Origin of the sequence: Helicobacter pylori NQ4053 (genome assembly GCF_000274605.1) — a bacterium.
Taxonomy (GTDB): Bacteria; Campylobacterota; Campylobacteria; order Campylobacterales; family Helicobacteraceae; genus Helicobacter; species Helicobacter pylori_CV.
Genome location: NZ_AKNV01000004.1, coordinates 61866 through 87972 on the forward strand (window position 1 = coordinate 61866; position 26107 = coordinate 87972).

Annotated in this window: 20 protein-coding genes and 1 other RNA gene; 7 read left to right on the forward strand and 14 right to left on the reverse strand. The window is 39.7% G+C overall.

What is annotated here, in order from left to right; all coding sequences use genetic code 11:
* Positions 1-22 precede the first annotated feature (22 nt).
* The 4 genes from AYS37_RS03445 to AYS37_RS03460 all read right to left on the reverse strand — a co-directional run bounded on the left by AYS37_RS03445 (position 23) and on the right by AYS37_RS03460 (position 4116).
* Positions 23-2350, reverse strand: a complete 2328-nt coding sequence (locus tag AYS37_RS03445; protein ID WP_001002288.1) for a RelA/SpoT family protein — start codon at positions 2348-2350, stop codon at positions 23-25.
* Positions 2337-2561 (reverse strand): DNA-directed RNA polymerase subunit omega, encoded by a 225-nt coding sequence (locus AYS37_RS03450; RefSeq protein ID WP_000712202.1) that lies wholly within the window; start codon positions 2559-2561, stop codon positions 2337-2339. Before AYS37_RS03450 ends, AYS37_RS03445 begins: the two co-directional genes overlap by 14 nt.
* A gap of 41 nt (positions 2562-2602) precedes the next feature.
* On the reverse strand, positions 2603-3325 hold the full coding sequence (gene pyrH, locus AYS37_RS03455) for a UMP kinase (RefSeq protein WP_001148056.1): 723 nt from the start codon (positions 3323-3325) through the stop codon (positions 2603-2605).
* A 107-nt stretch (positions 3326-3432) separates the two neighbouring features.
* The gene (locus tag AYS37_RS03460; protein ID WP_001210780.1) at positions 3433-4116 is read right to left on the reverse strand and encodes an MqnA/MqnD/SBP family protein; all 684 of its coding nucleotides are present in this window, start codon (positions 4114-4116) and stop codon (positions 3433-3435) included.
* A gap of 130 nt (positions 4117-4246) precedes the next feature.
* Here AYS37_RS03460 and acnB point away from each other — a divergent pair, with 130 nt between their 5' ends.
* The 4 genes from acnB to hofE all read left to right on the forward strand — a co-directional run bounded on the left by acnB (position 4247) and on the right by hofE (position 10165).
* On the forward strand, positions 4247-6805 hold the full coding sequence (gene acnB / locus AYS37_RS03465) for a bifunctional aconitate hydratase 2/2-methylisocitrate dehydratase (RefSeq protein WP_001874580.1): 2559 nt from the start codon (positions 4247-4249) through the stop codon (positions 6803-6805).
* Between the two features lie 81 nt (positions 6806-6886).
* On the forward strand, positions 6887-7150 hold the full coding sequence (locus tag AYS37_RS03470) for a hypothetical protein (protein ID WP_000758348.1): 264 nt from the start codon (positions 6887-6889) through the stop codon (positions 7148-7150).
* Between the two features lie 265 nt (positions 7151-7415).
* The gene (locus AYS37_RS03475) at positions 7416-8705 is read left to right on the forward strand and encodes a DDE transposase (RefSeq protein ID WP_001146042.1); all 1290 of its coding nucleotides are present in this window, start codon (positions 7416-7418) and stop codon (positions 8703-8705) included.
* A 92-nt stretch (positions 8706-8797) separates the two neighbouring features.
* Positions 8798-10165, forward strand: a complete 1368-nt coding sequence (gene hofE / locus AYS37_RS03480) for an outer membrane beta-barrel protein HofE (protein WP_000911488.1) — start codon at positions 8798-8800, stop codon at positions 10163-10165.
* Positions 10166-10171: 6 nt separating this feature from the next.
* Here hofE and AYS37_RS03485 read toward each other — a convergent pair whose 3' ends face one another.
* The 3 genes from AYS37_RS03485 to lolA form a co-directional block, all read right to left on the reverse strand.
* Entirely contained in the window at positions 10172-10699 is a 528-nt protein-coding gene (locus tag AYS37_RS03485; protein WP_001168793.1) for a hypothetical protein, read from the reverse strand.
* A gap of 42 nt (positions 10700-10741) precedes the next feature.
* Positions 10742-11125: a transfer-messenger RNA gene (gene ssrA, locus AYS37_RS03490) on the reverse strand.
* Positions 11126-11190: 65 nt separating this feature from the next.
* Positions 11191-11745: a LolA-like outer membrane lipoprotein chaperone gene (lolA, locus tag AYS37_RS03495; protein WP_000643058.1), complete on the reverse strand. Its 555-nt coding sequence runs from the start codon at positions 11743-11745 to the stop codon at positions 11191-11193.
* 146 nt (positions 11746-11891) lie between these two features.
* On the opposite strand from lolA, the gene secA reads away from it, so the two are divergent.
* The 3 genes from secA to hofF all read left to right on the forward strand — a co-directional run bounded on the left by secA (position 11892) and on the right by hofF (position 17490).
* Complete coding sequence (secA, locus tag AYS37_RS03500; RefSeq protein WP_000588188.1) at positions 11892-14489, forward strand: preprotein translocase subunit SecA; 2598 nt, start codon at positions 11892-11894, stop codon at positions 14487-14489.
* A complete protein-coding gene (locus AYS37_RS03505) occupies positions 14479-15711 on the forward strand; it encodes an ABC transporter permease (RefSeq protein WP_001133776.1) in 1233 nt (410 codons plus the stop codon). The genes secA and AYS37_RS03505 overlap by 11 nt, the downstream gene beginning before the upstream one ends.
* Positions 15712-15990: 279 nt before the next feature.
* On the forward strand, positions 15991-17490 hold the full coding sequence (hofF, locus tag AYS37_RS03510; RefSeq protein WP_001108207.1) for an outer membrane beta-barrel protein HofF: 1500 nt from the start codon (positions 15991-15993) through the stop codon (positions 17488-17490).
* A gap of 268 nt (positions 17491-17758) precedes the next feature.
* Here the strand turns inward: hofF and AYS37_RS03515 are convergent, their stop codons facing one another.
* The 7 genes from AYS37_RS03515 to AYS37_RS03545 all read right to left on the reverse strand — a co-directional run bounded on the left by AYS37_RS03515 (position 17759) and on the right by AYS37_RS03545 (position 26088).
* A complete protein-coding gene (locus AYS37_RS03515; RefSeq protein WP_000548800.1) occupies positions 17759-19000 on the reverse strand; it encodes a restriction endonuclease subunit S in 1242 nt (413 codons plus the stop codon).
* A 35-nt stretch (positions 19001-19035) separates the two neighbouring features.
* Positions 19036-21096: a heavy metal translocating P-type ATPase gene (locus AYS37_RS03520; RefSeq protein WP_001158838.1), complete on the reverse strand. Its 2061-nt coding sequence runs from the start codon at positions 21094-21096 to the stop codon at positions 19036-19038.
* Positions 21097-21120: 24 nt separating this feature from the next.
* Entirely contained in the window at positions 21121-22641 is a 1521-nt protein-coding gene (locus AYS37_RS03525; RefSeq protein ID WP_000611028.1) for a YifB family Mg chelatase-like AAA ATPase, read from the reverse strand.
* A 5-nt stretch (positions 22642-22646) separates the two neighbouring features.
* Positions 22647-23171: a peptide deformylase gene (def, locus tag AYS37_RS03530; protein WP_001185875.1), complete on the reverse strand. Its 525-nt coding sequence runs from the start codon at positions 23169-23171 to the stop codon at positions 22647-22649.
* A 4-nt stretch (positions 23172-23175) separates the two neighbouring features.
* On the reverse strand, positions 23176-23763 hold the full coding sequence (gene clpP, locus AYS37_RS03535; protein ID WP_000540573.1) for an ATP-dependent Clp endopeptidase proteolytic subunit ClpP: 588 nt from the start codon (positions 23761-23763) through the stop codon (positions 23176-23178).
* 20 nt (positions 23764-23783) lie between these two features.
* On the reverse strand, positions 23784-25139 hold the full coding sequence (gene tig / locus AYS37_RS03540) for a trigger factor (protein WP_001047722.1): 1356 nt from the start codon (positions 25137-25139) through the stop codon (positions 23784-23786).
* Between the two features lie 112 nt (positions 25140-25251).
* A complete protein-coding gene (locus AYS37_RS03545) occupies positions 25252-26088 on the reverse strand; it encodes an outer membrane protein (RefSeq protein ID WP_001037719.1) in 837 nt (278 codons plus the stop codon).
* Positions 26089-26107: the final 19 nt, after the last annotated feature.

Genomic DNA, 26107 nt, shown 5'->3' on the forward strand with positions numbered 1-26107 from the left:
TTTATTCCTTAATTAGGGCTTATTATGATTCATAAGCGTCATCCAGACTGGATAATTCTACAATCCTATCCTGATATTTGCGATTGATTAAGGCTCTGATCCAATCCGCCTTATCCGTGGCTATTTCAAAACTCACTTCACAATGGCTAGAATACTTGTCTTTATAGCCTAGGTAAGACACGCCCACAATATTGCATTCGTTCCTGTTTAAAAAAGTTAATAAACCCGCTAAAACCGACTTTTTTTCGCCTAAATAAAACATCATTTTATAAATCGTTCGATCCCGCTTGTGCCATTCTATATAAACCATAGGCGCTTTAGCATCCACTTCCGCTATCGCTTTTTTGCAAAATTTATGGTGTGCAACCGCCTTTGGATCTTTTAAATCCGTTACGATCGCAATGATTTCATCGCCATATTTAGGGTAACAACAATCATTCAATAACACCTGTTTGATTTCTAAAGCGTTACTTGAACAAACGCTAAAATGCTCCAATTCCTTACACTGCCATTGCCGGTTGGGGGTTAAAAAATTCAAAACATTGGTTTTAAAACCCAAATACCTCAAACCTCGAGTCCATAAACTCATCTCTTTGTATTCTAAAATCGCATCTTCTTTTAAAGAAAACACTTTATTTTCAATCTCTTCAGTGAGTTTGGCCAAATTTTCAAAGCTTTTCATCGCTTCTGTTAAGGTGGTCTCCACCCCACAATCTGTTAATTTTTCTTCAAAGTTTTTATAATCTTTTAAATCCACGTCTTCAAAAACAGATCGCCCAAAAAAAGTCGCTAAGATATTGATCATGCTCTTAGTGTCAATCTCTTTCAAGCGGTTTCTTCTTTGGATACGCAAATGGTTTTTAGCCTTAGAAGTTTTAAGCTGATCCATCCAAATGAAACGAGGTATTATTTTATCGCCTTTAATGATTTTAACCACATCCCCACTCCTTAATTCCTGATTGAGTAAGGCTTTTTTACTATTGATATAAGCGTCCGTGGCTTTATCGCCTAAATCGCTATGCACCATGTAAGCAAAATCTAAAGCAATCGCTCCTACCGGTAAGGTGTAAGTGTCCCCATGAGGCGAAAAAACGACAATATCTTCACGATACAAATCGTTCTTAGCGAGTTCGTAAAATTCCTTAGGGTCGTTTTTCAAATCGCTGTCATGGTATTTAAAATTTTGCAACCACCTCATGCCCTCATGATGATCTTCATGATCCACGCCCCCAGCTTTATACTTCCAGTGGGCTGAATTACCATACTCCGCCCCCATATGCATATCAAAGGTGCGGATCTGCACTTCATAAACAGAAGATTCATCAAAAATGGTCGTGTGTATCGTCTTGTAACCATTTTCCTTGGGCAAAGCGATGTAATCTTTAAAACGAGAGACAATGGGTTTGAAATTCAAATGGATAATCCCTAAAACTTTATAGCAATCAATCGGGTTTTTCAATAAAATCCTAATGGCTAACAAATCCAAAATTTCATCAATATTAACCGCGCCCTTCCGTTGCATCTTAAGATAGATAGAATAAGGGCGTTTCACCCTTGTAACGAGTTTAAAATCTGAATGGCTAAACCCGCTGTCAAAAAGTTTTTTTTCTAACTTGCTCGCAAAAGCGTTGAGTTTTAAGAGTAAAGACTGCTTGTTTTTGTGCAAATATTCCTTAATATTTTTATATTCTTCCGGATAAATATAATAAAAGCTCTTGTCTTCTAATTCATTTTTGATTGAAGACATGCCCAATCGGCTCGCTATGGGGGCATACACCGCTAGAGTTTCTTTAGAAATACGCACTTGCTTGTCATGAGGCAAGGCGTCTAAGGTGAGCATGTTGTGCAACCTGTCGCTAATCTTTACCACTAAGGCTCTTGGATCTTGTATCGCGCTAATAAGGATCTTTCTGAAAGTGAGCGCTGAAACCACCATTCTGGGATCTTGAGAGCTCACTCCTAATTCTTCTTTCCTGATTTCAGTGATTTTGGTGAGCGCATCCACTAAATTGGCCACATCTTGCCCAAATTCTCGCTCAATCGTTTCAATCTTACAAGGCGTGTCTTCCACCACATCATGCAAAAGCGCAGCGCACACCATCGCCTCATCGCCCCCACAAAACGCCACCACGCTCGCCACACAAATAGGATGGACAATATAAGGCTCACCGCTCTTTCGGTATTGCCCCTTATGGCTCTTGGTCGCTAAATTTAGGGCGTTTTCAATTTTGGGCGTGGAATCAATTAAAGTCCTTAAGATTTCAATGCCACCCTTTGGGGTCGTAACTTTTTTGATAACATCCAAAATCCGTAAGAATCCGATATCAACGGATTTATCAATTTCGTTCATCTATCCTGTCTATATCAATTTTCCCTTCAGCGATTTCTCTAATGGCAATATCCACTAATTTATGGCGTTTAGGGTCCATATTCACTAAAGTTTTGGCTCCGGCGTTTAATTGCTTCACACGAGCGAAAACTAAATTATCTAGCATGTAGCGGTCGTTCCCAATATTTTTTAAGGCTTGAGCGACTAAACTCTCTGTTCTCTCTTTTTTCAAAATGATCCTTTTATTTTGAGTTCTATCCAATTTTAAAGGGCTTATTTTACCATAGAAAACACGCCTTGTTGGTGCTTAATCACTTGCAATAAATTCCCTTTTTTGAACATGTTACACACCACAATGGGGAGCTTATTGTCTTTAGCTAAAGAAATAGCGGTATCGTCCATCACTTCAATATCCCCTATCAATGCATCGTTATAGCTTAGAGTGTCCAATTTTTTAGCGTCTTTAAATTTGTTAGGGTCTTTATCGTAAATGCCATCCACTTTAGTCGCTTTAATGATTAAATCCGATCCAATTTCAATCGCTCTTAAAGTGGCCGCCGTATCCGTAGTGAAAAACGGGTTTCCCGTGCCAGCGCCAAAAATCACCACCCTACCCTTTTCTAAATGCCTGATCGCTTTTCTGTAAATGTAACTTTCACAAATCTCTTTGATTTCAATCGCGCTCTGCACTCTTGTGTCTAAGCCGATATGCTCTAAAGCTTCTTGCATCGCTACCGCATTAATCACGGTGGCTAACATGCCCATATAATCCCCACTGGTGCGCCTGATAATCCCCCCTTGAGCCGCACTAACCCCCCTAATGATATTACCTCCACCAATCACAATACCCACTTCAATATCGTTTTCCACTAAACTTTTGATCTCTTTAGCGATGTGATCTAACACATGAATGTCAATCCCAAACTGGTTGTCCCCAGCTAACGCTTCCCCAGAAAATTTCACCAAAACCCGTTTGTTTTTTATCTTTGCTTGCATGATCCCTTCTTATTAATTAATAAAATTTTAATAAAACTTGTGATTGTAACCTAATCTTGCTTAAAAACACCCTTTCTGAATTTTAAGCCTACATTCCCAGCGAATCACTAAAAACGCTTGGGTTTTTGAATGCGTTTGAACAACAATTCACGATAGAACGCTTTAAGGCCTGATTGTTCCTTTTTGCCTAAAGTGTAGTAAATTTTTTGCAAGTAGTTTAAAATATCTTGGCGTTTTAAGTTGGTTTTTAAAGCGGCTTCTTTAAGGATGTAGTAAGGGATTTTTGTTTTTTGATGTTTGAAAGCTAAAGACAAGCACTTGTAAAAATCCTTGTTTTTATGGTAACACAAACGCCCAAAAACAAACGGCAAGCGTTTTTTTTCATACCACAGAGCGGCTAAATCTATAAAATCTTTTTTAGGGTTGGAATAATAAAACTGCAGCGCTTTATTACCGATTAACACTTCGCCTTTTAACCCTAACACTTTAGAGAGAGCGTTTGAAGAAGCGCTTTCTTTGTCAAAAGCGTTTTTTGCATCCACAACCAGCACGCTTAAAACTTCTTTATAAGCGACAATGCCTAGAGAATAAGGATAAAGAGCGAATGAATAGCCGGCGATAGAAGAAATAAACCCCGCATCAATGCGCCTGAATAAAAAACTTTGATTGAGTTTGGAGGGGTAGGTTTTTTTAAGCCGTAAAAATTGTTTGAAATAACAAGGGGTGGGGTAGGATTTGATAAACACATCAAAAGGGAGCATGTTCAAATAATCAATTTTACCAAAACGCACTTAAAATCCTTTTTTGTATCGCATGGTAGCTAAAGTTTCTTACAACTTAACTAAAAGTAAAAAGAGTTTTGTTATCATGGGGCAAACGATTAGGGCATTAGCAAATAATGCTATTTAAAAAGGAGAAATGATGAAAGATTTTTTAGAAGATTACAAAAAAAGCGTTTCAGAAAGAGAAAGTGAGGGTATCCCGCCACTCCCCTTAAGTGCTAAACAAGTTCAAGCCGTCGTTGAGATTTTAACAAAAGATCCTACAAACGCCGCTTTCGCTAAAGAATTACTCATTCACAGGGTAAGCCCTGGGGTTGATGAGGGGGCGAAAGTGAAAGCGGAATTTTTAGCCCAATTGTCTCAAAAAAAACTAGAATGTGTGCACATTAGCGCTTTAGAAGCGACCACTCTTTTAGGTACGATGCTTGGGGGGTATAATGTAGAGCCTTTGATTATGGGATTAGAAAGTCAAGATAAAAACATCGCTAAAGAGAGCGCGAAAGCTCTAAAAACCACTCTTTTAGTCTATGGATCGTTTGATAAAATTGCGGCAATGAGCAAAACTAACGCTTTGGCTAAAGAAGTGCTAGAGTCTTGGGCGAACGCCGAATGGTTTTTGAATAAAGAGCCTTTGAATGAATGCATTGAAGCGTGCGTGTTTAAGATTGATGGCGAAACCAATACCGATGATTTAAGCCCAGCGAGCGATGCTTTCACACGAAGCGATATTCCTTTACACGCCAAGGCCATGCTAAAAAACCGGATTGAAAATTACGAACAACGCATCAAAGCCATTAAAACTAAAGGCGTTCCTGTAGCGTATGTGGGCGATGTGGTTGGCACAGGAAGCTCTAGAAAAAGCGCGACTAACTCTATCATGTGGCATTTTGGTAAGGACATTCCTTTTGTGCCTAATAAAAGGAGTGGGGGCATTGTGATTGGAGGGGTGATCGCTCCGATTTTCTTTGCGACTTGTGAAGATAGCGGGGCGTTACCCATTGTGGCTGATGTTAAGGATCTAAAAGAGGGCGATTTGATTAAGATCTATCCTTATAAAGGCGAAATCACGCTGAACAATAAGGTAGTTAGCACCTTCAAACTAGAGCCTGAAACTTTATTAGATGAAGTTAGGGCTTCTGGGCGTATCCCTTTAATCATTGGTAGAGGCTTGACCAACAAAGCACGTAAATTTTTAGGGCTAGGCGAATCGGAAGCGTTTAAAAAGCCATCCGCTCCCAAAAGCGACGCTAAAGGCTACACTTTAGCCCAAAAAATTGTAGGCCATGCTTGTGGGGTAAAAGGGATCTTACCCGGCGCTTATTGTGAGCCAAAGGTTACCACCGTGGGCAGTCAAGACACCACAGGGGCGATGACTAGAGATGAGGTTAAAGAATTGGCGAGTTTGAAATTTGATGCGCCTTTTGTGTTGCAGAGTTTTTGCCATACCGCCGCTTACCCAAAACCTAGCGATGTGAGTTTGCATGCAACCTTGCCTGGCTTTATCACTCAAAGAGGCGGTGTGGCGTTGCATCCGGGCGATGGCGTGATCCATACATGGCTGAATCGCATGGGATTGCCTGACACTTTAGGCACAGGAGGGGATAGCCACACCCGTTTCCCTTTAGGCATTAGTTTCCCGGCAGGAAGCGGGCTAGTCGCTTTTGCAGCGGTTACAGGCACGATGCCATTGAACATGCCAGAATCCGTGTTAGTGCGTTTTAAAGGAGAAATGAATCCTGGGATCACCTTAAGGGATTTGGTGAATGCGATCCCTTATTATGCGATTAAAAAAGGGTTACTCACGGTGGAGAAAAAGGGTAAAATCAATGTCTTTAACGGGCGTATTTTAGAGATTGAAGGCTTGCCTGATATTAAAATGGAGCAGGCTTTTGAACTAAGCGATGCGAGTGCAGAAAGGAGCGCGGCTGCTTGTGTGGTTCGTTTGAATAAAGAGCCGATGATTGAATACTTGAAATCCAATATCAAGCTCATTGATGAGATGATTGCGAGCGGTTATGAAGATAAAGAGACTTTGAAAAAACGCAGAGATGCGATGCAAGCTTGGGTGGATAATCCGGTATTGTTAGAGCCAGATAGTAACGCTCAATACGCTGCCGTCATTGAAATTGATGTGGCAGAAATCACGGAGCCTATTTTGGCTTGCCCTAATGACCCTGATGATGTCGCTACTTTGAGCGAAGTTTTAGCGGATACGACCGGCAAAAGACCGCACGCTATTGATGAAGTGTTTATTGGCTCTTGCATGACGAATATCGGGCATTTCAGAGCCTTTGGCGAAATCGTTAAAAACGCCCCCCCCAGTCAAGCACGCCTTTGGGTAGTGCCACCCAGTAAAATGGACGAACAAGAGCTTATTAATGAGGGCTATTATGCGATTTTTGGGGCTGCCGGGGCAAGGACTGAAGTCCCAGGCTGTAGCTTGTGCATGGGCAATCAAGCGAGGGTTAGGGATAATGCGGTCGTCTTTTCCACTTCCACGCGCAATTTTGATAATCGCATGGGTAGAGGAGCTAAAGTGTATTTAGGCAGTGCGGAGCTTGGGGCGGCGTGCGCTTTACTAGGGAGAATCCCCACTAAAGAAGAATACATGAATTTAGTGAGCGAAAAGCTAGAGAGCCAAAAAGACAAGATCTATCGCTACATGAACTTTAACTTAATGGAGAATTTCAGGCTCTAGTTTTGTTTTCATTAAAAGGGAATGATCCCTTTTATTTGGCTATGGCTGAGTGTTGGGAGAGGATAAAAGAGGAGAGCGGTGATGAAAAAAGTCGTTGTGAGTTTATGCGTGGCGTTAGGTTTTTTAAGCGCGGATCCAGCGCAAGCCAATAAAGCGATCAGTAATGCGGATTTGATTGAAGAGATAAGGGATTTAAAAATCATCAGCGCGCAAAACACGGAGATCAACCAATTAAGAAAAGTGCAAGAAGTGTTGTCTGGGCAATTAGGGGACATGCGTAAGGATATATTAAGCACCAGGGATTACTGCATTAGCTTAAGACCTTATATTTATAATTGGCGCTAGAGGATCATCAAAGCATGAAAGCGTACGCCATTCAATCCTTTGATGCAATCCTTTAATGATTGAAAGAATTAAAGTTGGGGGTTTGGTTCTCGCTCTGTATCCCTATAATGAGGATTTTATAGAGTTTGAGTGTTTAAAAGTGCGTTTGATCCCACACGCCTTAAAAAAGTCCTCTTGTTGGATTGTAGGGGTAAAATCAGTCCCCTTTTAGGGTTAAATATTCTATAATAAAATTTTAGGAAATTCATTTTAAAGATATTAAAAAATGCCATACGCCTTAAGAAAAAGATTTTTCAAACGCCTTGCGCTGATTGTTTCCACTTTTTGCACGATAAGTTTGAGCGCTAAAAGCTATCTGTTTTCCCCTTTGCCCCCAGCACACCAGCAAATCATTAAGACAGAGCCTTGCTCTTTGGAATGCTTGAAAGACTTGATGTTGCAAAATCAAATCTTTTCTTTTGTATCTCAATACGATAACAACAACCAAGATGAGAGCCTTAAAACTTATTATAAAGACATACTCAATAAACTCAACCCCGTATCCATCGCCTCTCAAACTCCAGCTAAAGAAAGCTATGAGCCTAAGATTGAATTAGCGATTTTATTGCCTAAAAAGGTCGTGGGGCGTTATGCCATTTCGGTGATGAACACCCTTTTAGCGTATTTGAACACCAGAAACAACGATTTCAATATCCAAGTCTTTGACAGCGATGAAGAAAGCCCTGAAAAATTAGAGCAAACCTATAAAGAAATTGAAAAAGAAAAATTCCCTTTTGTGATAGCCTTATTGACTAAAGAGGGCGTGGAAAATTTGCTCCAAAACACAACGATTAGCACCCCTACTTATGTGCCTACGGTGAATAAAGCGCAATTAGCAAATCATACCGAGCGTTCTTTAAGCGAGCGCTTGTATTTTGGGGGGATTGATTATAAAGAGCAATTAGGCATGCTCACGGCTTTCATTAACCCTAATTCGCCCGTGATTGAATACGATGACGATGGCTTAATAGGCGAACGCTTGAGGCAAATCACGGAGTCTTTAAATATTGAAGTCAAACACCAAGAAAATATTTCTTACAAACAAGCGACCAGTTTTTCTAAAAATTTTAGAAAGAATGATGCGTTTTTTAAAAATTCTACTTTGATTTTGAACACCCCTACCACTAAAAGCGGCCTTATTCTTTCTCAAATAGGACTTTTAGAGTATAAGCCCTTTAAAATCCTTTCCACACAAATCAATTTCAACCCCTCTTTACTCTTGCTCACCCAGCCTAAAGACAGAAAAGATTTATTCATTGTCAATGCCTTGCAAAATAGCGATGAAACGCTTATAGAATACGCCTCCTTATTGGAGAGCGATTTAAGGCATGATTGGGTGAATTATTCTAGCGCGATAGGGCTAGAGGTGTTTTTAAACACGCTGGATCCGCATTTTAAAAAGTCTTTTCAAGAAAGTTTAGAAGACAATCAGGTCCGTTACCACAATCAAATTTATCAGGCTTTAGGGTATTCTTTTGAGCCGATAAAAAATGAAAGCGGAACAAAAAAAGAATAATATTTAGATAATTATTTGAATACTTTTATTTTTAATGGGTTTTTAATAAAATTGGAATATGATACGAGCGAAAATTAAACAAAGGTTATTCTGTGTTAAAATTTCAAAAATTACCCTTATTGTTTGTTTCCATTCTTTACAATCAAAGCCCTTTGTTGGCTTTTGATTATAAGTTTAGTGGGGTAGCGGAATCCTTTTCTAAAGTGGGGTTTAACCATTCCAAACTCAATTCCAAAGAAGGGATTTTCCCTACAGCCACTTTTGTAACCGCCACGATCAAGCTTCAAGTGGATTCCAATCTGCTCCCTAAAAACATTGAAAAACACAGCTTAAAAATAGGCGTTGGCGGGATTTTAGGAGCGCTCGCTTACGATTCTACCAAAACGCTCATAGACCAAGCCACGCATCAAGTCTATGGTTCAGAACTTTTTTACTTCATAGGGCGTTGGTGGGGGTATTTAGGCGATGCTCCTTGGAAAGACTCCCGCATAGAATCTGACGCTCACACCCGTAATTATGTGCTGTATAATTCCTATTTGTTCTATTCTTATGGCGATAAATTCCACCTAAAACTAGGGCGTTACCTTTCTAACATGGATTTTATGAGCGGTTATACAGAGGGTTTTGAACTGGATTATAAAATCAACTCTAAAATAGCGTTAAAATGGTTCAGCTCTTTTGGGAGGGCTTTAGCTGCGGGGCAATGGATACGAGATTGGTATGCCCCTATTGTTACTGAAGACGGCAGAAAAGATGTTAATGATGGCATCCATGCGGTGCAACTCTATTTTTCTAGCAAACATGTTCAAGCCACGCCCTTTTTTTATTTTTCACCTAAAACTTACGAAGCGCCCGGGATTAAAATCCATATTGATAGCAACCCGAAATTTAGAGGTTTAGGATTACGATCTCAAACCCTTATCAATGCGATTTTCCCCGTTTATGCTAAAGATTTATACGATGTGTATTGGCGTAACTCTAAGATTGGCGAGTGGGGTGCATCGCTTTTGATCCACCAACGCTTTGACTACAACGAGTTTAACTTTGGCTTTGGTTATTACCAAAATTTTGGCAACGCTAACGCAAGGATTGGCTGGTATGGTAACCCGATCCCTTTTGATATAAGAAGTAACAGCATTTATGGTTTGGTTTTTAGTAACGCTGTTACCGCAGACTCTGTTAGCGGATATGTCTTTGGTGGGGGGGTGTATAGAGGGTTTTTATGGGGGATTTTAGGCAGATACACTTACGCCACTAGAGCGAGCGAAAGATCCATTAACTTGCACTTGGGCTATAAATGGGGTTCTTTTGCTAGCGTTGATGTGAATTTACAATACTATGCGGTGAGCATACACAACGGCTATAAGGTTAATGATCTCACTAGCCCTTTTGATAAAGCCTTTAAGGCGAACACACAAGACAGGAGCAATCTCTTGGTGAGTTTGAAATTCTTTTTTTAAACCCTATCAATTAGGCTTGGTAGAATTGAGCCATTGTTTTTGGAAATTAATGGCTTTTCTCAATTCGGCTTCTAGCTGGGCTAAAATGTCTTTTAAGGGCTTAACATCAACCAAATTGTCTTGCTTGAAAGAATCCAGCTGTTTGTCAATTTGCAAAGCGGCGTCTAGTGCGTCTTGGGGGAATACCGGCTCGCCTAAAGCCTTTTTAATCGTTTCGCCGATTTCAATCGTTTCAGAACCTTGATGATCTTTTAAGTTAGGGTTATTTTCTTTATCCTTAGGCTTAGGCTCTAAGATCAAGCGCAAATGTTTGATTTTTTCATGCAAATCGCTAAGATCTTTTAAGTGATCGGTATTGCGCCCCCTATCCACCGCTTTTTCTAAAAGCTTATCGCTCAGGCTTACTAACTGATCGCTTAATTTCACGCTGTTGGCTTGAGCTTCTGTCACTTCATCAATATCAATCGCTGCTAAAGCGCTCACAAAATAAAAGGGCAACGCCCACCTTCTAAAACGAGAGAAAAACTTCTGCATTTACCTTCCTTAAATACGCTATAAAAATGATACTTTTTAATATGGTGGAGCTGTGGGGAATCGAACCCCAGTCCAAAAATCTTGTCCTAAACACAAACTTCTACAATGCTTAGAAAATTGGTTAGTTTTTAGCCTTAAAACTAGCTCTGGTCCAACTTTCTAAAACCTTGAGGTAGTTTCAAGAGTTCTTGTTCTTAGTTTAAAAGGCGAACCACCTTTTAAAAGCGTCTAGCTTAAGGTTATGGAGTGATTAAAACGCTAGAAATTCTAATCAGTCCAGCTCCAAAAGGAGATTAACTCACGCAACTTTAGCGTAAGCTGGAGCGTAATCTGCGTTGTTTACAGTTATTTTTGTTGCTGTTTTACAAGCAGCGCTTGGCATGCTATCTGCACGACAAGAAATCTGTCGAAATCCAAGTCAGCCCCATGATTTCAAAAGCTTGTCTATTTTAGCTAACTTTTGCTAACAAAATGCAATGAATCATCAAAAATCATTGGCGCACAATATCAATATTTTCATCTTTAGGCTTAAAAACAAAGATTTCATTAGCAATGGTGGGGTTGATTTCTGCTTGAGAAAAAGTGATTGTAACCAGATTATTCATTTCATCTTTAAATTCCAATGAAAAAGGCTTGCCGTCTTTAAAAACCAAACGATAAGTGGTTTTGTTGATAGTCGTTTGAAACGATCCGTCAGTCTGCTTTTTTAAGCGCTTGAGAATGGTGAAAAAATCCGTCTTGTCTTTTAAGGGCGTGATGGTCGCTTGGAATAAATTAGGCTCATAAATTACCACTTCTTTATCGTTCATGTAAATTTCTTTTTTTAAAGGCTTTTCATAAACCCATAAAGCCCAATTAGGGGCTTTAGCCTTTAAAACCCCATAATAAACTAAAGGCTTTTCATTTTTTAAAACCTGCTTGAAATGCGCGCTAAAACTTTGCAAATGCTGCAAAACCTCTTCTTCTTTAGAAAGCGTTGGAGGATTTTTAGCACAAGCAACGCCTATAAAAATCAAAACCATTAAAATCTTTAAAAAAGCTTTCATTATTCAAACCTTAAAACAATCTCTCATCTTTAATAAAACCCTTTATTTTACAAGACTTTTATTTTATCCATGCTAAAATGGGATTAAAAACTGACGCTTTAATCAAATAAATGGGATTAAAGCACTCTTAAAAGGTTACTACTACCATGATAAAAGCAATCATTGGAAAAATCATTGGCACCAGAAACGATCGCTGGATCAAACAATACAAAAAACAAGTCCTAACTATCAACGCCTTAGAGCCTACTTATGAAAAAATGAGCGATGTTGAGCTGCAAAACGCTTTTGAAGAATTAAAAAAACGAGTGCGATCCGTAGAAAAAGATTTGCAAGAAAAAACCCTTTTAGAAGTTTTACCGGAAAGTTTTGCTATCACTAGAGAAGCGAGTAAAAGGATCTTAAAGATGCGCCATTTTGACGTGCAACTCATTGGGGGCATGGTCTTAAACGATGGCAAGATCGCTGAAATGAAAACCGGAGAGGGTAAGACTTTAGTCGCTACTTTAGCGGTGGCTTTGAACGCTATGAAAGGTGAAAGCGTGTATGTGGTAACCGTTAATGATTACCTAGCCCATAGGGATTCTAAAGAAATGGAGCCGTTGTATCAATTCTTAGGTTATAGCGTAGGCACGATCACTGCGAGCGTGCGAGACGATGATGAGCGCTTAGAAATTTATTCTAAAGACATTGTTTATGGCACTAACAATGAATTTGGCTTTGATTATCTAAGGGATAACATGAAATATTCTTTAGAGCATAAGGTGCAAAAATCGCATGCGTTCGCCATTGTTGATGAGGTGGATTCCATTTTAATTGATGAAGCGAGAACCCCTTTAATCATTTCAGGGCCTGTGGATAGGCGCATGGAAAATTACAACAAGGCTGATGAAGTCGCTAAAAGCATGCAAGTGGAAACCGATTTCACCATAGATGAAAAAAACCGCGCGATTTTGATCACTGAAGAGGGGATTAAAAAAGCCGAAAACCTCTTTGGCGTGGATAATTTATACAAGATTGAAAACGCCGCCTTATCGCACCATTTAGACCAAGCCTTGAAAGCGAATTACCTCTTTTTTATTGATAAAGATTATATTGTAGCCAATAATGAAGTGGTGATTGTAGATGAATTTACCGGCCGCTTGTCTGAGGGGAGGCGCTTTAGTGAAGGCTTGCATCAGGCTTTAGAGGCTAAAGAGGGCGTGAGCATTAAAGAAGAGAGCCAAACCTTAGCCGATATTACTTTCCAAAATTATTTCAGGATGTTTTCTAAACTTTCAGGCATGACAGGCACGGCTCAAACCGAAGCCACAGAATTTTTAGAAATCTACAATTTAGAAGTGGTGTCTATCCCTACTAATCTAGCGATCAAGCGAAAAGATTTGAACGATCTCATCTATAAGAGTGAAAAAGAAAAATTTGACGCTGTGATCCTTAAAATTAAAGAATTGCACGATAAAGGTCAGCCCGTTTTAGTCGGCACGGCCAGCATTGAAAAGAGTGAAACCTTGCACGCTTTACTCAAAAAAGAACGCATCCCTCACACCGTTTTAAACGCCAAGCAACACACCAAAGAAGCTGAAATCATCAAAGACGCCGGGCTTAAAGGAGCGGTTACGATTGCGACTAACATGGCAGGCAGAGGCGTTGATATTAAACTCACCGATGAAATTAAAGAGCTTGGGGGGCTGTATATCATTGGCACTGAAAGGCATGAGAGCCGCAGGATTGACAACCAATTAAGGGGGCGAAGCGGGCGCCAAGGCGATCCGGGAACAAGCCAATTTTATTTGAGTTTAGAAGACAATCTGTTGCGCATTTTTGGGAGCGATAGGATTAAGGGGGTGATGGAAAAATTAGGGCTTAAAGACGGCGAACACATTGAATCCAAGCTCGTAACAAGAGCGGTGGAAAACGCGCAAAAAAAAGTGGAAAACTTGCATTTTGAAAGCCGTAAGCATTTGTTAGAATACGATGATGTGGCTAATGAGCAACGAAAAAGCGTGTATAAATTTAGAGATGAATTATTGGATTCCAATTACGATATTGGCGCTAAAATCGCTGAAAACAGAGAATATGCGCTCAATCAAATCTTTTCTAAACTCAAAGCCTTTGACCATCAAAACCTGTCTGAAGAGGAACTTTTAGGGCTTAAAAACATTTTAAAAGAAGATTTTAACGCTCATGTTGCATTAGAAGATTTAGAAAAAGCCGCTCCTATTGAAAAGTTTGTAGCTGAAAAATTAAAAAGCGATTATGAAAACAAAATGAAAGTTTTAGACAGCGAACAAAGAAGCCGGATCGAACGCATCGTGTATTTGCAGATTTTAGATAACGCATGGCGAGAGCACCTTTACACGATGGATAATCTCAAAACCGGTATCAATTTGAGAGGCTATAACCAAAAAGACCCCCTTGTAGAATACAAAAAAGAGAGTTACAACCTTTTCTTAGAACTCATTGAAGACATTAAAATAGAAGCGATCAAAACCTTTTCTAAGATCCAGTTTGAAAACGAGCAAGATTCTAGCGATGCCGAGCATTATTTGGATAATTTTAGCGAAGAAAGAGAGCATGAGAGCGTAACTTACCGCCATGAAGAAGCTTTAGATGAAGATTTGAATATGTCCATGAAAGCTTTTTCTAAAACCCCTAAAAGAAACGAGCCTTGCCCTTGTCAAAGCGGGAAAAAATATAAAGATTGTTGCGCTAAAAGCGGGCCTAAAAAGGGCTTATTTGCCAAATAGATCCTTAATCTTTTTCCTTATCAAGCGTTATTTGCGTTTTGATAAAAGCCAGCCATTTATTAGCATCACTGCTTTGTTAGCCTTTTTTGGCGTGGCGGTTGGCGTGATGGTTTTAATTGTAGCTATGGCGATCATGAACGGCATGAGTAAGGAATTTGAAAAAAAGCTTTTTGTGATGAACTACCCCTTAACGCTCTATACCACAAGCCCTTATGGGATCAGCGAAGAAGTGGTTCAAGCTTTAGAAAAAAAGTTCCCCAATTTGCTTTTTAGCCCCTATTTGCAAACCCAAAGCCTGATTAAAAGCGTGCATTCCATGAATGGCGGCGTGGTGTTTGGGGTTGATTTTTCTAAAGAAAGGCGCATCAATGGAGTTTTAAACGACGCTTTAAAAAACACCAATACAAACGATCTTTTTAAAAGCCCTTTTAATTTGATCGTGGGGAAAAGCTTGAGATACAGCTTGAATTTAGATCTCAATCAAAAAGCCGATTTGTTTTTCACCGAATTAGAGCCAACCGGTCTCACGCTCTCCCCTATCATGAAGCGTTTTACCATCAAAGGCGATTTTGATTCAGGGCTAAAATCTTACGACATGAGCTATATGTATACTAGCCTTCAAGCTATAAGTGCGATCAGGAGGTTGCCCTTAGGGCTTTATGATGGGGTGCATGTCTATTCTAAAACGCCCATGAAGGATATTGAAAATTTACGCAACGCTTTAAAAACCATCAACCACCATGGCATAGGCATTGAAGGGTGGTGGCAACAAAACGGGAATTTTTTCTCGGCGATGGAATTAGAAAAAAGAGCGTTATTCATTGTGCTCATGCTCATTATTTTAATGGCGTCTTTGAATATCATCAGCTCGCTTTTAATGGTGGTGATGAACAGGCGTAAAGAAATTGCTTTGCTTTTTAGCATGGGGAGCAGCCAAAAAGAAATCCAAAAAACCTTTTTTTATTTGGGCAATATCATTGGTTTAGGCGGTGTGATTCTTGGGGTGGTTTTAGCGTTTATAAGCATGTATCTTTTAAGCGTGTTCCCTATCATCTCGCTCCCGGCGGATGTCTATGGCATCAACACCTTGCCTTTAGATTTGTCTTTAATGGATTTTACGCTCACTTTAATAGGCTCTGTGATCATCGTAGCCCTTTCTTCTTATTACCCGTCTAAAAAAGCTTCTGCTATTGACGCTTTAAGCGTGTTAAGGAATGAATAAATTAAAAAAATAAATAATATTGAGATGAAATAAGGCTTTGAGTGTCTGTATTGGATTAACAAAGAAAAATTTTATTCTCAAAATTAAAAAAAACCATAATATTATGCTAGTATTAACGCACGACTTAGTTAAGAATTAACTTTGCAAGTCGGACTTCGTAGAAAAAAGGACGGAAGATGAACAGACTGATTAGATGTTTAAGATCTGCAAGAAAAAATTTTCTTTGAACGGTGTTGGCTTACTCTATTTAGAATTTTTGGTTTATACTAAGGGTTAAACATGAACTATAAAGTTGCATCTGCTAAAAATATCGCAACGCTTCTTTTTTTATTCTCTTCTCAAAGTGAAGCTCTTGATTTGGGTAAAATCGCTAAAATCAAAGCGGGTGCTGAAAGTTTCTCTAAAGTCGGTTTCAATAACAAACCTATCAACACTAATAAAGGGCTTTACCCTACCGAAACCTTTATGACGATCATGGCTTACATGCAAGTGGATTTTACGGAGCTCTTGCCCAAAAGCGCTACGGCTAACGGGCACCATTTAGATGGGAGTCTTGGGGGTTGGGGAGGTGCTGTAATTTATGATACCACTAAGGATTTTATTAACGAAGTTACAGGGAAACCCTATGGGGCTATGACTTGGAACTATGTGGGCTATTGGGGCGGTCTTGTGGGGCAAAAACCATGGGCTAGTTGCGGGTTAGCCACAGGGAATTTGACTCAAGGCCAATACGATAAGATGACTCAAGCTGAAATGACGCAGTTGTCTAATCAAGAAGCTTTAGCGGCTTCCACTTGCGCTAAAAGTTATGCCGATCACACCAGAAACTATGTGATTTATAACGCTTACTTGCGCTACAACTACAAAGATATTTTTGAAATTAGGGGCGGGAGATACGAATCCCCAGCGGATTACATGAGTGGTTACAACCAAGGCTTGGATATGACCTTAAACTTAGGGAATTTCAAATTCTGGTGGTTTAGCTCTTTTGGTCGTGGCTTTGCCTATAACGAGTGGCTTTATAATTTCTATTCGCCTAAAACCTACACTCTTAAAAACGGGCAAACCATAAACCCTGGGGTGCATGCCTTTTACATCATTTGGAATTACAAGGGGTGGAGCATTCAGCCTTTTGTCTATTTTTCACCCTTTAACGAATACGACCCTAACTTTACGATCACTTATGATAGCAACCCCACTTTTACTGGCTTAGGGTTTCGCTCTCAAACCGATGTTACCGTGCTTAATCCTTTTTACGCTAAAAGATTTTGGGACACCTATCAATTTGGCATGCCAGCCGGTAAGAACGCGCACAGCTTGATGATCAAACAAAAGTTTGAATGGAATGAATACAATTTTGGTTTTGGGATTTATAAATCCTTTGGGAACGCTAACTGGATGATAGGCTACCATGGTAACCGCTTGGGCTTTGACTTTTGGACGAACACCGTTTATGCAAACACCCTTAACTCTTTGTCTTACATGATGGATGCGAACGCTTTTACCGTGTTTGCCTTTGGCGGTGGGGTGCATAGGAAATTCCTTTGGGGTTTATTGGGGCGTTTGACTTATGGACCTAGGGCGAACGAACAAGTCTTATCGCTCAACTTGGGCTATAAATTCACTAAAAATTTCTCAGCCGACATTAAATTTGAATATTATAATGTGTTGATGCATCAAGGCTATAAAATGGGGTGGAACGGGCCAAAATTAGACAGCCAACCCGCCACCGATCAAGACAGGAGCCATATTTTTACCGAGATCGTGTGGAAGCTTTAAACCCTCTTTAAATAACAACCCTTTAAGGGTTTGTTAAAACGCCTAGCCATAAAACAGCCATTAAAAACCGCTTTAGCGCCTATTTTAGGGCTTGTTTTTAAAAAAGCGTTAGATTTTTAAGTTTTTTTATTACGCTATTTTTGGCTCTGTGATACTAAAACTTTTTAAAAATGGGCTTTTTTTGCTTTTGTCATTTTAAAATTTGTTTTAAAAAATATTTCAAATTCTTTTTACGCAAGCTCTTTTATCATTGATTGTAAAAACGCTTTTAGCATTTTTTAACTTCTTTATTTGGGGTTAGGGGTTTGAAGGTCAGTAGTTTTTCTCGGTAATATTCGTATTGTTTTTTTCGGGCTTTTATTTCAGCGGGGATACCGGCTAATAAATCGGTGGTTAAAAGTGAAAATTGATCCAAAATCTTAACGATCTCTTGTTGGATCTCTAGAGGTGGGATGGGGATGGTTATTTTTTTTAAATTTTCTTGATTGATTTTTGGCGGAGTTCCAGCAACACAATAGCTAACATCTATCGTTTGTAAATAAAAATACAAAAACTTTAATTTTAATTCATTTTTTGTTTGAAGCACATGAGCATGATTATTCACCCATATTTTTCCGCTTGCCCAATTCACAACAGGAGTATTATCCTTATTGATAACGCTCCCATCTTCACCAACTAGCACAAAATCCCCATCAAAAATATAGCTATCAATATAATCTTGAATTCCATTTGCTCCATAATAAGGATAAATTCCCGGATTTCTTTTATTTTTCGCAATTGGGATACGCCGATTATCTAAAATTTCACACACCTCCCCCAACTTCCTAAACCCCACCCCCTTAGGCGCTAGAGTTTGGAGTAAGGTTTTCAAGCGTTTGGGGTAGGGTTTTTGCAATAATTTTTCTTTGGCGTCTTTGTGGTTTTGGTTAATGTCATTGAAGTCTAAAAGCATGTTTTGGTAATACTGGTATTGCTTTTTTCGCGCTTTTAATTCTGTGTTTAATTCTGTGTTTAATTCTGTGAAAGCGTCCAAAATCTTAACGATCTCTTGTTGGATCTCTAGGGGTGGGATGGGGATAGTTAAAGTTTCAATATCTGCTTTATTGAGTGCGGGGATACTACCACGAAAAACAAGATTTTCCATAATTTGGATTTCATTGGTTTTGAGATAAAAGTATAAAAATTTTGTTAAAAGCTCGTTAGTATCTTTAACTTTATAGGGATAACATAGACCCCCTGCAAAAAATTTTTCATTAAAATAATTTATAAATCCTGCATATTCTCCCCTAGATGCAATAGTTATATTTTCTCCATCATTGTTAAAATCATGGTAATAACCATACAAATCCCTCCCTGAATTTATTACTGGATACATTCCCTTATTTTTTACTTCACTTACTTCGCTTATTTTAAGTGTTTTTTTATTGGTACTTTCACACACCTCCCCCAACTTCCTAAACCCCACCCCCTTAGGCGCTAAAGTGTGGAGTAGTTGCTCTATTTTATGCATTTTGCCCCCCTTCTAAATGGCTGATGATACGATCATTAAGCCCTCATCGCGCGCATGGAATTGGCTAAGGCTAAAAGCGTAACCCCCACATCGCCAAAGACCGCTTCCCACAAGCTCGCTACCCCCATAAGCCCTAGCACGATAAAAACCGCCTTAATCCCCAAAGCGAACAAGATATTTTGCCAAATAATGCTTTTCGTTTTTTTAGCGATCGCTAAAACTTTCACCAAAGAGCTTAAGGAGTCATTAGTGATCACAATGTCCGCGCTTTGTTTGCTCAACTCTGAGCCTTTCCCCATGCCAATCCCCACATCAGCGCTCGCTAGAGTCGGAGCATCATTGATGCCATCGCCTACAAAAATCGCCGGGGCTTTATAGCGTTCTTTAAAGGTTTTAAACACGCTCGTTTTTTCTTCAGGCAACAAGCTCGCATAATATTCACAGCCTAGAGTTTGAGCGATGCTTTCAGTCGCGCTTTTTCTATCCCCGCTCAAAATGCAAAAATTTTCTATCCCTTGCGCTTTTAAATCCCTTAAGCACTCTATGGCGTCGTCTTTAATCTCATCGCTAATCACAATATAGCCGATATAAGTTTGGTTAAAAGCCACATGCACGATCGTGCCGTTTTCTTTGGAAGGGCTGTGCGCGATATGGAATTGATCGAGCATTTTTTCATTCCCTGCGATGATTAGATCCGTATGGCATTGCGCTTTAACCCCCATCCCGCTCAATTCTTCGTAATTTTTAATGTCATGCTGGTGCTTATCGTCCTTTAACATTTCTTCGCATGCTTTTTGAATGGATAGAGCGATAGGGTGCGTGGATAAAAGCTGCGAACAAGAAGCGTAATGCAAAACTTCTTCTTTAGAATGCCCGTTTTGCGGCACAATATCTGTTACTTTAAAAACGCCTTTAGTCAAAGTGCCGGTTTTATCAAAAGCGATGCTTTTAGCTTGGGTAAGCACCTCTAAAACATGCACACCTTTCATTAAAATCCCCTTTCTACTCGCCGCTCCCACGCCCCCAAAATACCCTAAAGGCACAGAAATCACTAACGCGCAAGGACAGCTCACCATTAAAGCCACAAGCCCCCTATAAATCCACTCATCAAAGCTCCCCATAGAAAACAAGGGCGGTAATATAGCGATCATTAGTGCAATAAATAAAACGCTTGGGGTGTAGTAGCGTGAAAATTTAGTGATAAATTTCTCCGTTTCGCTCTTTTCATTCGTGGCTTGCTGGACTAAATCCACCACTTTAGCGATAGAAGAATCTTTATACATTTTTTCCACTTGAATTTCAAGGACCGCTTTTAAATTCAAGCTCCCCCCTAAAACTTTAGAGCGTTCGCTGACATTAACAGGCATAGACTCCCCACTCAACGCCCTTTCATCTAGCAAGCTTTCGCCCTTAACTACCACGCCATCCACAGGCACTTTTTCGCCGACTTTCACCACCACGATGTCATTAATTCTTAAATCTTCAGGCGCAACGCTCACTAATGCATCGCCCTTTTTCAAATAAGCCAGATTAGGAGCGACATCCACCAAAGCCTTAAGGGATTTTTTAGAGCGAGCGATAGCGAGTTTTTGCAAAAATTCGCCCGCTGAATAAAACACCATAATAGACACACTCTCTTCATAAGCCCCCACGCAAAAAGCCGCAATAGTCGCAATGAGCATCAAAGCGTTTTCATCAAAAAATTGCCCTTTTCTAAGCCCACGAAACGCCCCTAAAATCACATCTTTACCGCTCACTAGATACACTAAAGCCAATACCACGAACACCGCTTTTTCAATCAAAGGACTAGGATCTAGGTGTAAGATTAAAATCGCGCCTAAAAAGACAGCGATCGTAGCGATGAGTGGGGTAAAACTCAAGGGCTTTTCTGCGGCCTCTTTAAAAGACAGGCTCAAATGCGGTTCGTTTTGCTTGATGAAAGCCTTAACTTTTTCAAAATCGCTCGTATCCAAAAACAACTTACTGGTGCTGAAATTGATTTGAGCCTTTTTCACATAGTCCAGTTTGTTTAAATCCCTTTCTAATTTAGACGCGCAATCAGGGCAATCCAAATTATGAATGTGGTATTCTTGCATTTTCTCTCCCTTATAAAAATCCTTTTAAGAAATCTTTCTAAAACTCAGCGCTTTAAGCATGTGAGATTTTTCTATATCCTCGCAAGCGTTTAAATCCGCAATCGTCCTAGCGACTTTTTTGACCTTATTGACAGAACGCATGGACAGATTAAACCTTTCAACCGCCTGCTCTAACAACTTTTGCGCTTCAAAATTTAAAGGGCAAAATCGTTCTATCTGCTCTTCGTTAAGCTTACCATTAAAAGCGCTCTGTTTCCTTAACTTTTGCTGTTTGAAAGCTAATAATACTAATTCATGCATCTCTTTTGAAGTCCAAGAATGCGACGGCGTGTCTTTATAATTCCCCTCTTCCATTTGCACAAACAAATCAATCCTGTCTAAAAAAGGCTCGCTCAAGCGGTTTTTATATTGCGTGATTTCTCTGTCTTGGCAACGGCATGCTTTGGTTGAGCTGAGTAAATTCCCGCACAAGCAAGGGTTTTGAGCCCCCACAAATAAAAAAGAGGTTTCGTATTCAATCTTGCTGTGCACTCGTGAGATCACTAATTTATTGTTTTCTAAAGGCTCTCTCAAAGCTTCCAAAATATCCTTTTTAAAATGGGGCAATTCATCAAAAAAAAGCATGCCGTTATGCGCTAGCGCGATTTCGCCAGGTTTTGGCTCTCTTAGAGAGCTTGAGCCTAAAATGCTGGATTTTGAAGCGCTTTGGTGAGGGTTTCTAAAACTCCTTAAGGAGTAATAGGCGCTGTCTTGCTCGCTTAAAATGCGTAATTTTGTCGCTTCTAGGATTTCATTCAGGCTTAAGGGAGGCAAAATATAACGCATGCGATTAATGATCATGCTTTTCCCACACCCTGGACTTCCCTCTAAAATCAAATTATGAAACCCAGCGCTAGCGATCAAAGCGGCTTCTTTAGCGACAGCTTGCCCCTTAACTTCTTTAAAATCTAAGGCATAGGCGTCTGAAAAATAATACTCTTTATCGTTCAATTCTATCGTTTTAAAGGGTAGTTTTTTCGTGTGGGTGTCTGCTTTGATTTCAGGGTTTTGCAAGATTTCTAAAGCGTCTTTAAAATGCCCCACAAAAAAGCATTGCAAATTAGGGATAAGCGAAAAAAGCTCCTCATTCGCCTTAGGCGCAATGACTTTAGCATGGGGGCGCTTAATAGCAATGTCTAAAAGCATGGGGAAAATGTTAGGATTAGGTTTGATCTTGCCATCAAGCCCTAACTCCCCAAAAGCAAACCACTCTTTAAAAGCCAATTCTTGTTTTTGCAAAGCGATTAAAAGAGCGATAGGCAAATCAAAATGGCTCCCGGATTTAGGCAAATCTGAGGGAGAAAGGTTGATGGTGATTTTTAAAGGCGGGAAAGTGAAATCGTTATTCTGTAAAGCCGATTGGACCCGTTGCTTGGCTTCTTGGATAGAGTTATTAGCCAAGCCTGAAATCACAAACGCCGGCAAAGCCCTTGTGAAAGTCGCTTCCACAGCCACGATTTCTGCCACTCCCCTTTGCATGGTCGCGCAAAATATCGTGTTAATCATGGTTGTTACTTGTGTTTTTGTTTTTTTTGCAGCTCTTTGAGTTCTTTTTCAAATTTCTTACGCTTCAAAATGGATAATTTATCCACGAATAACACGCCATTGAGGTGATCGATCTCATGCTGAATGGCTACCGCTAAAAGCTCGCTCGCTTCTAAAACTTTCACTTCAGCGAAGCGGTTTTGATACTCTATTTTAACCTTTTCAAAGCGCTCCACTTCTTCATAAAATCCCGGCACAGACAAGCACCCTTCTCTATACATCATTGACCCTTTAGTTTCTATAAACTTAGGGTTAATGATTTCCAAGCAGTCTTCTTTGTGTTGCACGCCGTCTTCTCGTGGGAGGTTGATGATGAGCATCCTTAAAGGCAAGCCCACTTGAATAGCGGCTAGCCCTATCCCCTCACTAGCGATCATAGTCTCATGCATGTCGTCTAGCTGTTGGTGGAGTTTTGAATCAAAAGAAACGACTTCTTTAGAAATCGTTCTTAAGATTTTAGAAGGGTAATGGATAATCTCTAATAACGCCATGCAATCACTTCACATTTTTCTGTAACACTTTATCAATCAAGCCATACTCTTTAGCTTCTTTAGCGCTCATGTAAAAATCCCTGTCCGTGTCTTTAGCGATTTGTTCCAAACTCTGCCCTGAGTTTTGAGCTAGAATAGAATTCATCAAACCCTTAAGCCTAAGGATCTCATTAGAAATGATTTCAATATCGCTCGCTTGCCCTTGAGCCCCCCCTAAAGGCTGGTGGATCATAATCCTTGAATGGGGCAGTGAAAAGCGCTTGCCCTTAGCCCCACAGCTTAGTAAAAACGCCCCCATAGAAGCCGCTTGACCGATGCAAATCGTGGAAACATCAGGGCGGATAAAATTCATCGTATCATAAATGCTAAGACCGCTTGTTATCACCCCACCGGGAGAATTGATATACAAGCCAATGTCTTTTTCAGGGTCTTCAGCTTCCAAAAACAAGAGTTGGGCCACAATAGAAGACGCCACGCTGTCATTGATTTCACCACTCAATAAAACAATGCGATCCTTTAAAAGGCGCGAGTAAATATCATAGCTACGCTCCCCACGATCGGTATTCTCTATTACATAAGGAATGTATCCCATCATCTCTCCTTTTTAGCCGTTCAACCCACTTGAGTTTTTTGAGCGTTAGGCCTCATTTTCTCTAAAATTTCTTGTTGCTCTTTAGGCAAGTTTTTATCCAACAAATAAGCTAACACCCTATCTTCAATCATCGCCATTTTCACCGCCGCTAACATGTTATTTTTGCGGTATTGTTCAATGAGGCTTTCTGGGTTTTGCCCTGTCATCATCGCTTCATAATACAGAGTTTGAAAGACTTCATTGTCATGCACGCCAATTTTTTCTTCCTTCGCTAAAGCGTCAATGATAAAAGTGATTTTCACGCTTTTTGTCGCATCGTTCCTAAAGCTCTCACGCTTTTCTTTGGCTTTTTCTTGACTTTCTTGTAAGGATTTGACTTCCTCAGCTTGCATGGAATAAAGAGCGTTCCTGAACAACAAATCCATTTCTTGCTCTATGATCGTTTTAGGCAAATCAAAAACAATCTTTTCATCTAAATTTTCAATCAATTTTTCTTTCAGCTCTTCGTTATAGAGCCTGGCTTTATTTTCTAAAAACAACTGCCCCTCAACCCTTTCTTTTAAAAGCTTTAAAGTCGCATTCTCTTCATTAGCTAGCACGATTTTAGCGAGTTCATCATTGATTTCTAACGCTTCACGCGCTTGAATCTGGTGCAATTTCACTTTAAAAAGGGCTTCTTTGCCGGCTAAATGCTCTGCGTGGTATTTGCTAGGGAAAGTCAAAGGGAATTCTTTTTCTTCGCCCGCTTGCATGCCTAAAAGAGCCTTTTCAAAATCTTCTAGCATTTGCTTACTGCCTAAAATCAAATTGAAATTCTCAGCCTTGCCCCCTTCAAAAGGCGCATTATCTATAAAGCCTTCAAAATCAATCGTTAATTTATCGTCGTTTTGAGCCTTTCTTTGAGCGTCAGCGTCCACAAATTTCGCGTAATCTTTAGCGAGCTGTTTCAAACGCTCATTAATTTTTTCTTCATTTGGAATTTCCACTCCCACGCTAGGCACGCACTCTTGGATCTTGTCTAAAACAATCGTGGGTTTTAAGCCGATGTCCGCTTCTATTTCAAAATGCGTGTCTTTTTTTTCAAATCTAGTGAAATTGGGGCTGCCGATTAAATCCTTATTTTCAATCCCTAATTCCTTAAGAGCGTTTTTTAAAACCTCTTGAATCATCTCTTCTTGAGCGTCTTGTTCAATTTGGGCTTGATAACGGGTTTTCACTAAACTAAGGGGGACTTTACCTCTTCTAAAGCCATCAATTTTAACTTTTTGGGCGATTTTTTGAGCGATTTTATCATAACGCTTTTCTAAATTTTCAATGGAAGGTTTAGCGCCCAAACGGGCGTTAGCGGTGTCAATCTTTTTCACTTCAAGATTCATTTCTTTCCTTAATGGTTAAAAAATTAAAGTTTTATAGTCATTATAGCTTAATTTGTTTTAATTCCGGTTTATAAAAAGCGGTTTTAATTCTGGTTTTCAAAAATTGAAAAAACTAAAAATCATAAGTTGAAGTGAGATAGACAGAAATATTGCGCTTGAAATGAAGGGTGTATAAAGGGGTTTTAAAATAATCATTGGTTAAAAAAGGGATGCGCGTGCCAAATTCTATCGCCCAATTCTTATACCTTGAAAAGCGGTAACGATACCCCACATTCAACATCACTTGAAACATGTAAGGGTGATAAACGCTCAAAGGATCTTTAGCCCACTTTTTAAAAATCTTTGTTTCATAAAACCAGGTTTCGCCCACGAAATTCATCCCTAAAATCAGCGTCCCAAAAGCGCGTTTGTATAAAAAGTCAGCTCCCGTGCCATAAAAAATAGCGTTAATAAAAGTCTCTTTTCTTTGCAATTTTTCTCTATAGCTTTTAGGGATCTGCGAACTCTCCCTCAAACTATCGCCCAACACGCCCTTATTTTTAAGAAAAAACCCATAAGCGTAATCCAAAGAAACATAAAAACGGAAACCATAGCGCTCTTTTTTAGGAAAAAATTGTTTATAGCCATAAATCAAACTGACTTCAGCAAAAGGAATGTCTCGGTATTTTGAATGGTTTTCAAATCTTTCCCTACTCTGTAGCCATGACATTTGCACCACGCTCGTGCCATAATAATGGGAGCTTTTGTCTATGTTAAAAGGTTTTCTTTTGGGCTTTTTAGACTCAGTAAAACATGGGGGGTGGGTTTTACCCCTTAAACACTTCTTGGCTAAAAACCGCTGGTATCCTAGATCTTCTTCTTTGGCGATCGTATAAGTAACCAGATCATCAGCCCTTAAATACACGCTCAAAAAGAACGCCAAAAACCCTTTTTTAAGCAGTTTGTTCAAGCGTTCTTTATCTTATGCG

What these genes read in the sequence shown, in the direction of transcription:
- AYS37_RS03445 (WP_001002288.1), bottom strand. Translation starts at nt 2,350, where the DNA reads ATGAACGAAATTGATAAATCCGTTGATATCGGATTCTTACGGATTTTG.
- pyrH (WP_001148056.1), bottom strand. Translation starts at nt 3,325, where the DNA reads ATGCAAGCAAAGATAAAAAACAAACGGGTTTTGGTGAAATTTTCTGGG.
- acnB (WP_001874580.1), top strand. Translation starts at nt 4,247, where the DNA reads ATGAAAGATTTTTTAGAAGATTACAAAAAAAGCGTTTCAGAAAGAGAA.
- AYS37_RS03470 (WP_000758348.1), top strand. Translation starts at nt 6,887, where the DNA reads ATGAAAAAAGTCGTTGTGAGTTTATGCGTGGCGTTAGGTTTTTTAAGC.
- AYS37_RS03475 (WP_001146042.1), top strand. Translation starts at nt 7,416, where the DNA reads ATGCCATACGCCTTAAGAAAAAGATTTTTCAAACGCCTTGCGCTGATT.
- AYS37_RS03485 (WP_001168793.1), bottom strand. Translation starts at nt 10,699, where the DNA reads ATGCAGAAGTTTTTCTCTCGTTTTAGAAGGTGGGCGTTGCCCTTTTAT.
- lolA (WP_000643058.1), bottom strand. Translation starts at nt 11,745, where the DNA reads ATGAAAGCTTTTTTAAAGATTTTAATGGTTTTGATTTTTATAGGCGTT.
- secA (WP_000588188.1), top strand. Translation starts at nt 11,892, where the DNA reads ATGATAAAAGCAATCATTGGAAAAATCATTGGCACCAGAAACGATCGC.
- hofF (WP_001108207.1), top strand. Translation starts at nt 15,991, where the DNA reads ATGAACTATAAAGTTGCATCTGCTAAAAATATCGCAACGCTTCTTTTT.
- AYS37_RS03515 (WP_000548800.1), bottom strand. Translation starts at nt 19,000, where the DNA reads ATGCATAAAATAGAGCAACTACTCCACACTTTAGCGCCTAAGGGGGTG.
- AYS37_RS03520 (WP_001158838.1), bottom strand. Translation starts at nt 21,096, where the DNA reads ATGCAAGAATACCACATTCATAATTTGGATTGCCCTGATTGCGCGTCT.
- AYS37_RS03525 (WP_000611028.1), bottom strand. Translation starts at nt 22,641, where the DNA reads ATGATTAACACGATATTTTGCGCGACCATGCAAAGGGGAGTGGCAGAA.
- def (WP_001185875.1), bottom strand. Translation starts at nt 23,171, where the DNA reads ATGGCGTTATTAGAGATTATCCATTACCCTTCTAAAATCTTAAGAACG.
- clpP (WP_000540573.1), bottom strand. Translation starts at nt 23,763, where the DNA reads ATGGGATACATTCCTTATGTAATAGAGAATACCGATCGTGGGGAGCGT.
- tig (WP_001047722.1), bottom strand. Translation starts at nt 25,139, where the DNA reads ATGAATCTTGAAGTGAAAAAGATTGACACCGCTAACGCCCGTTTGGGC.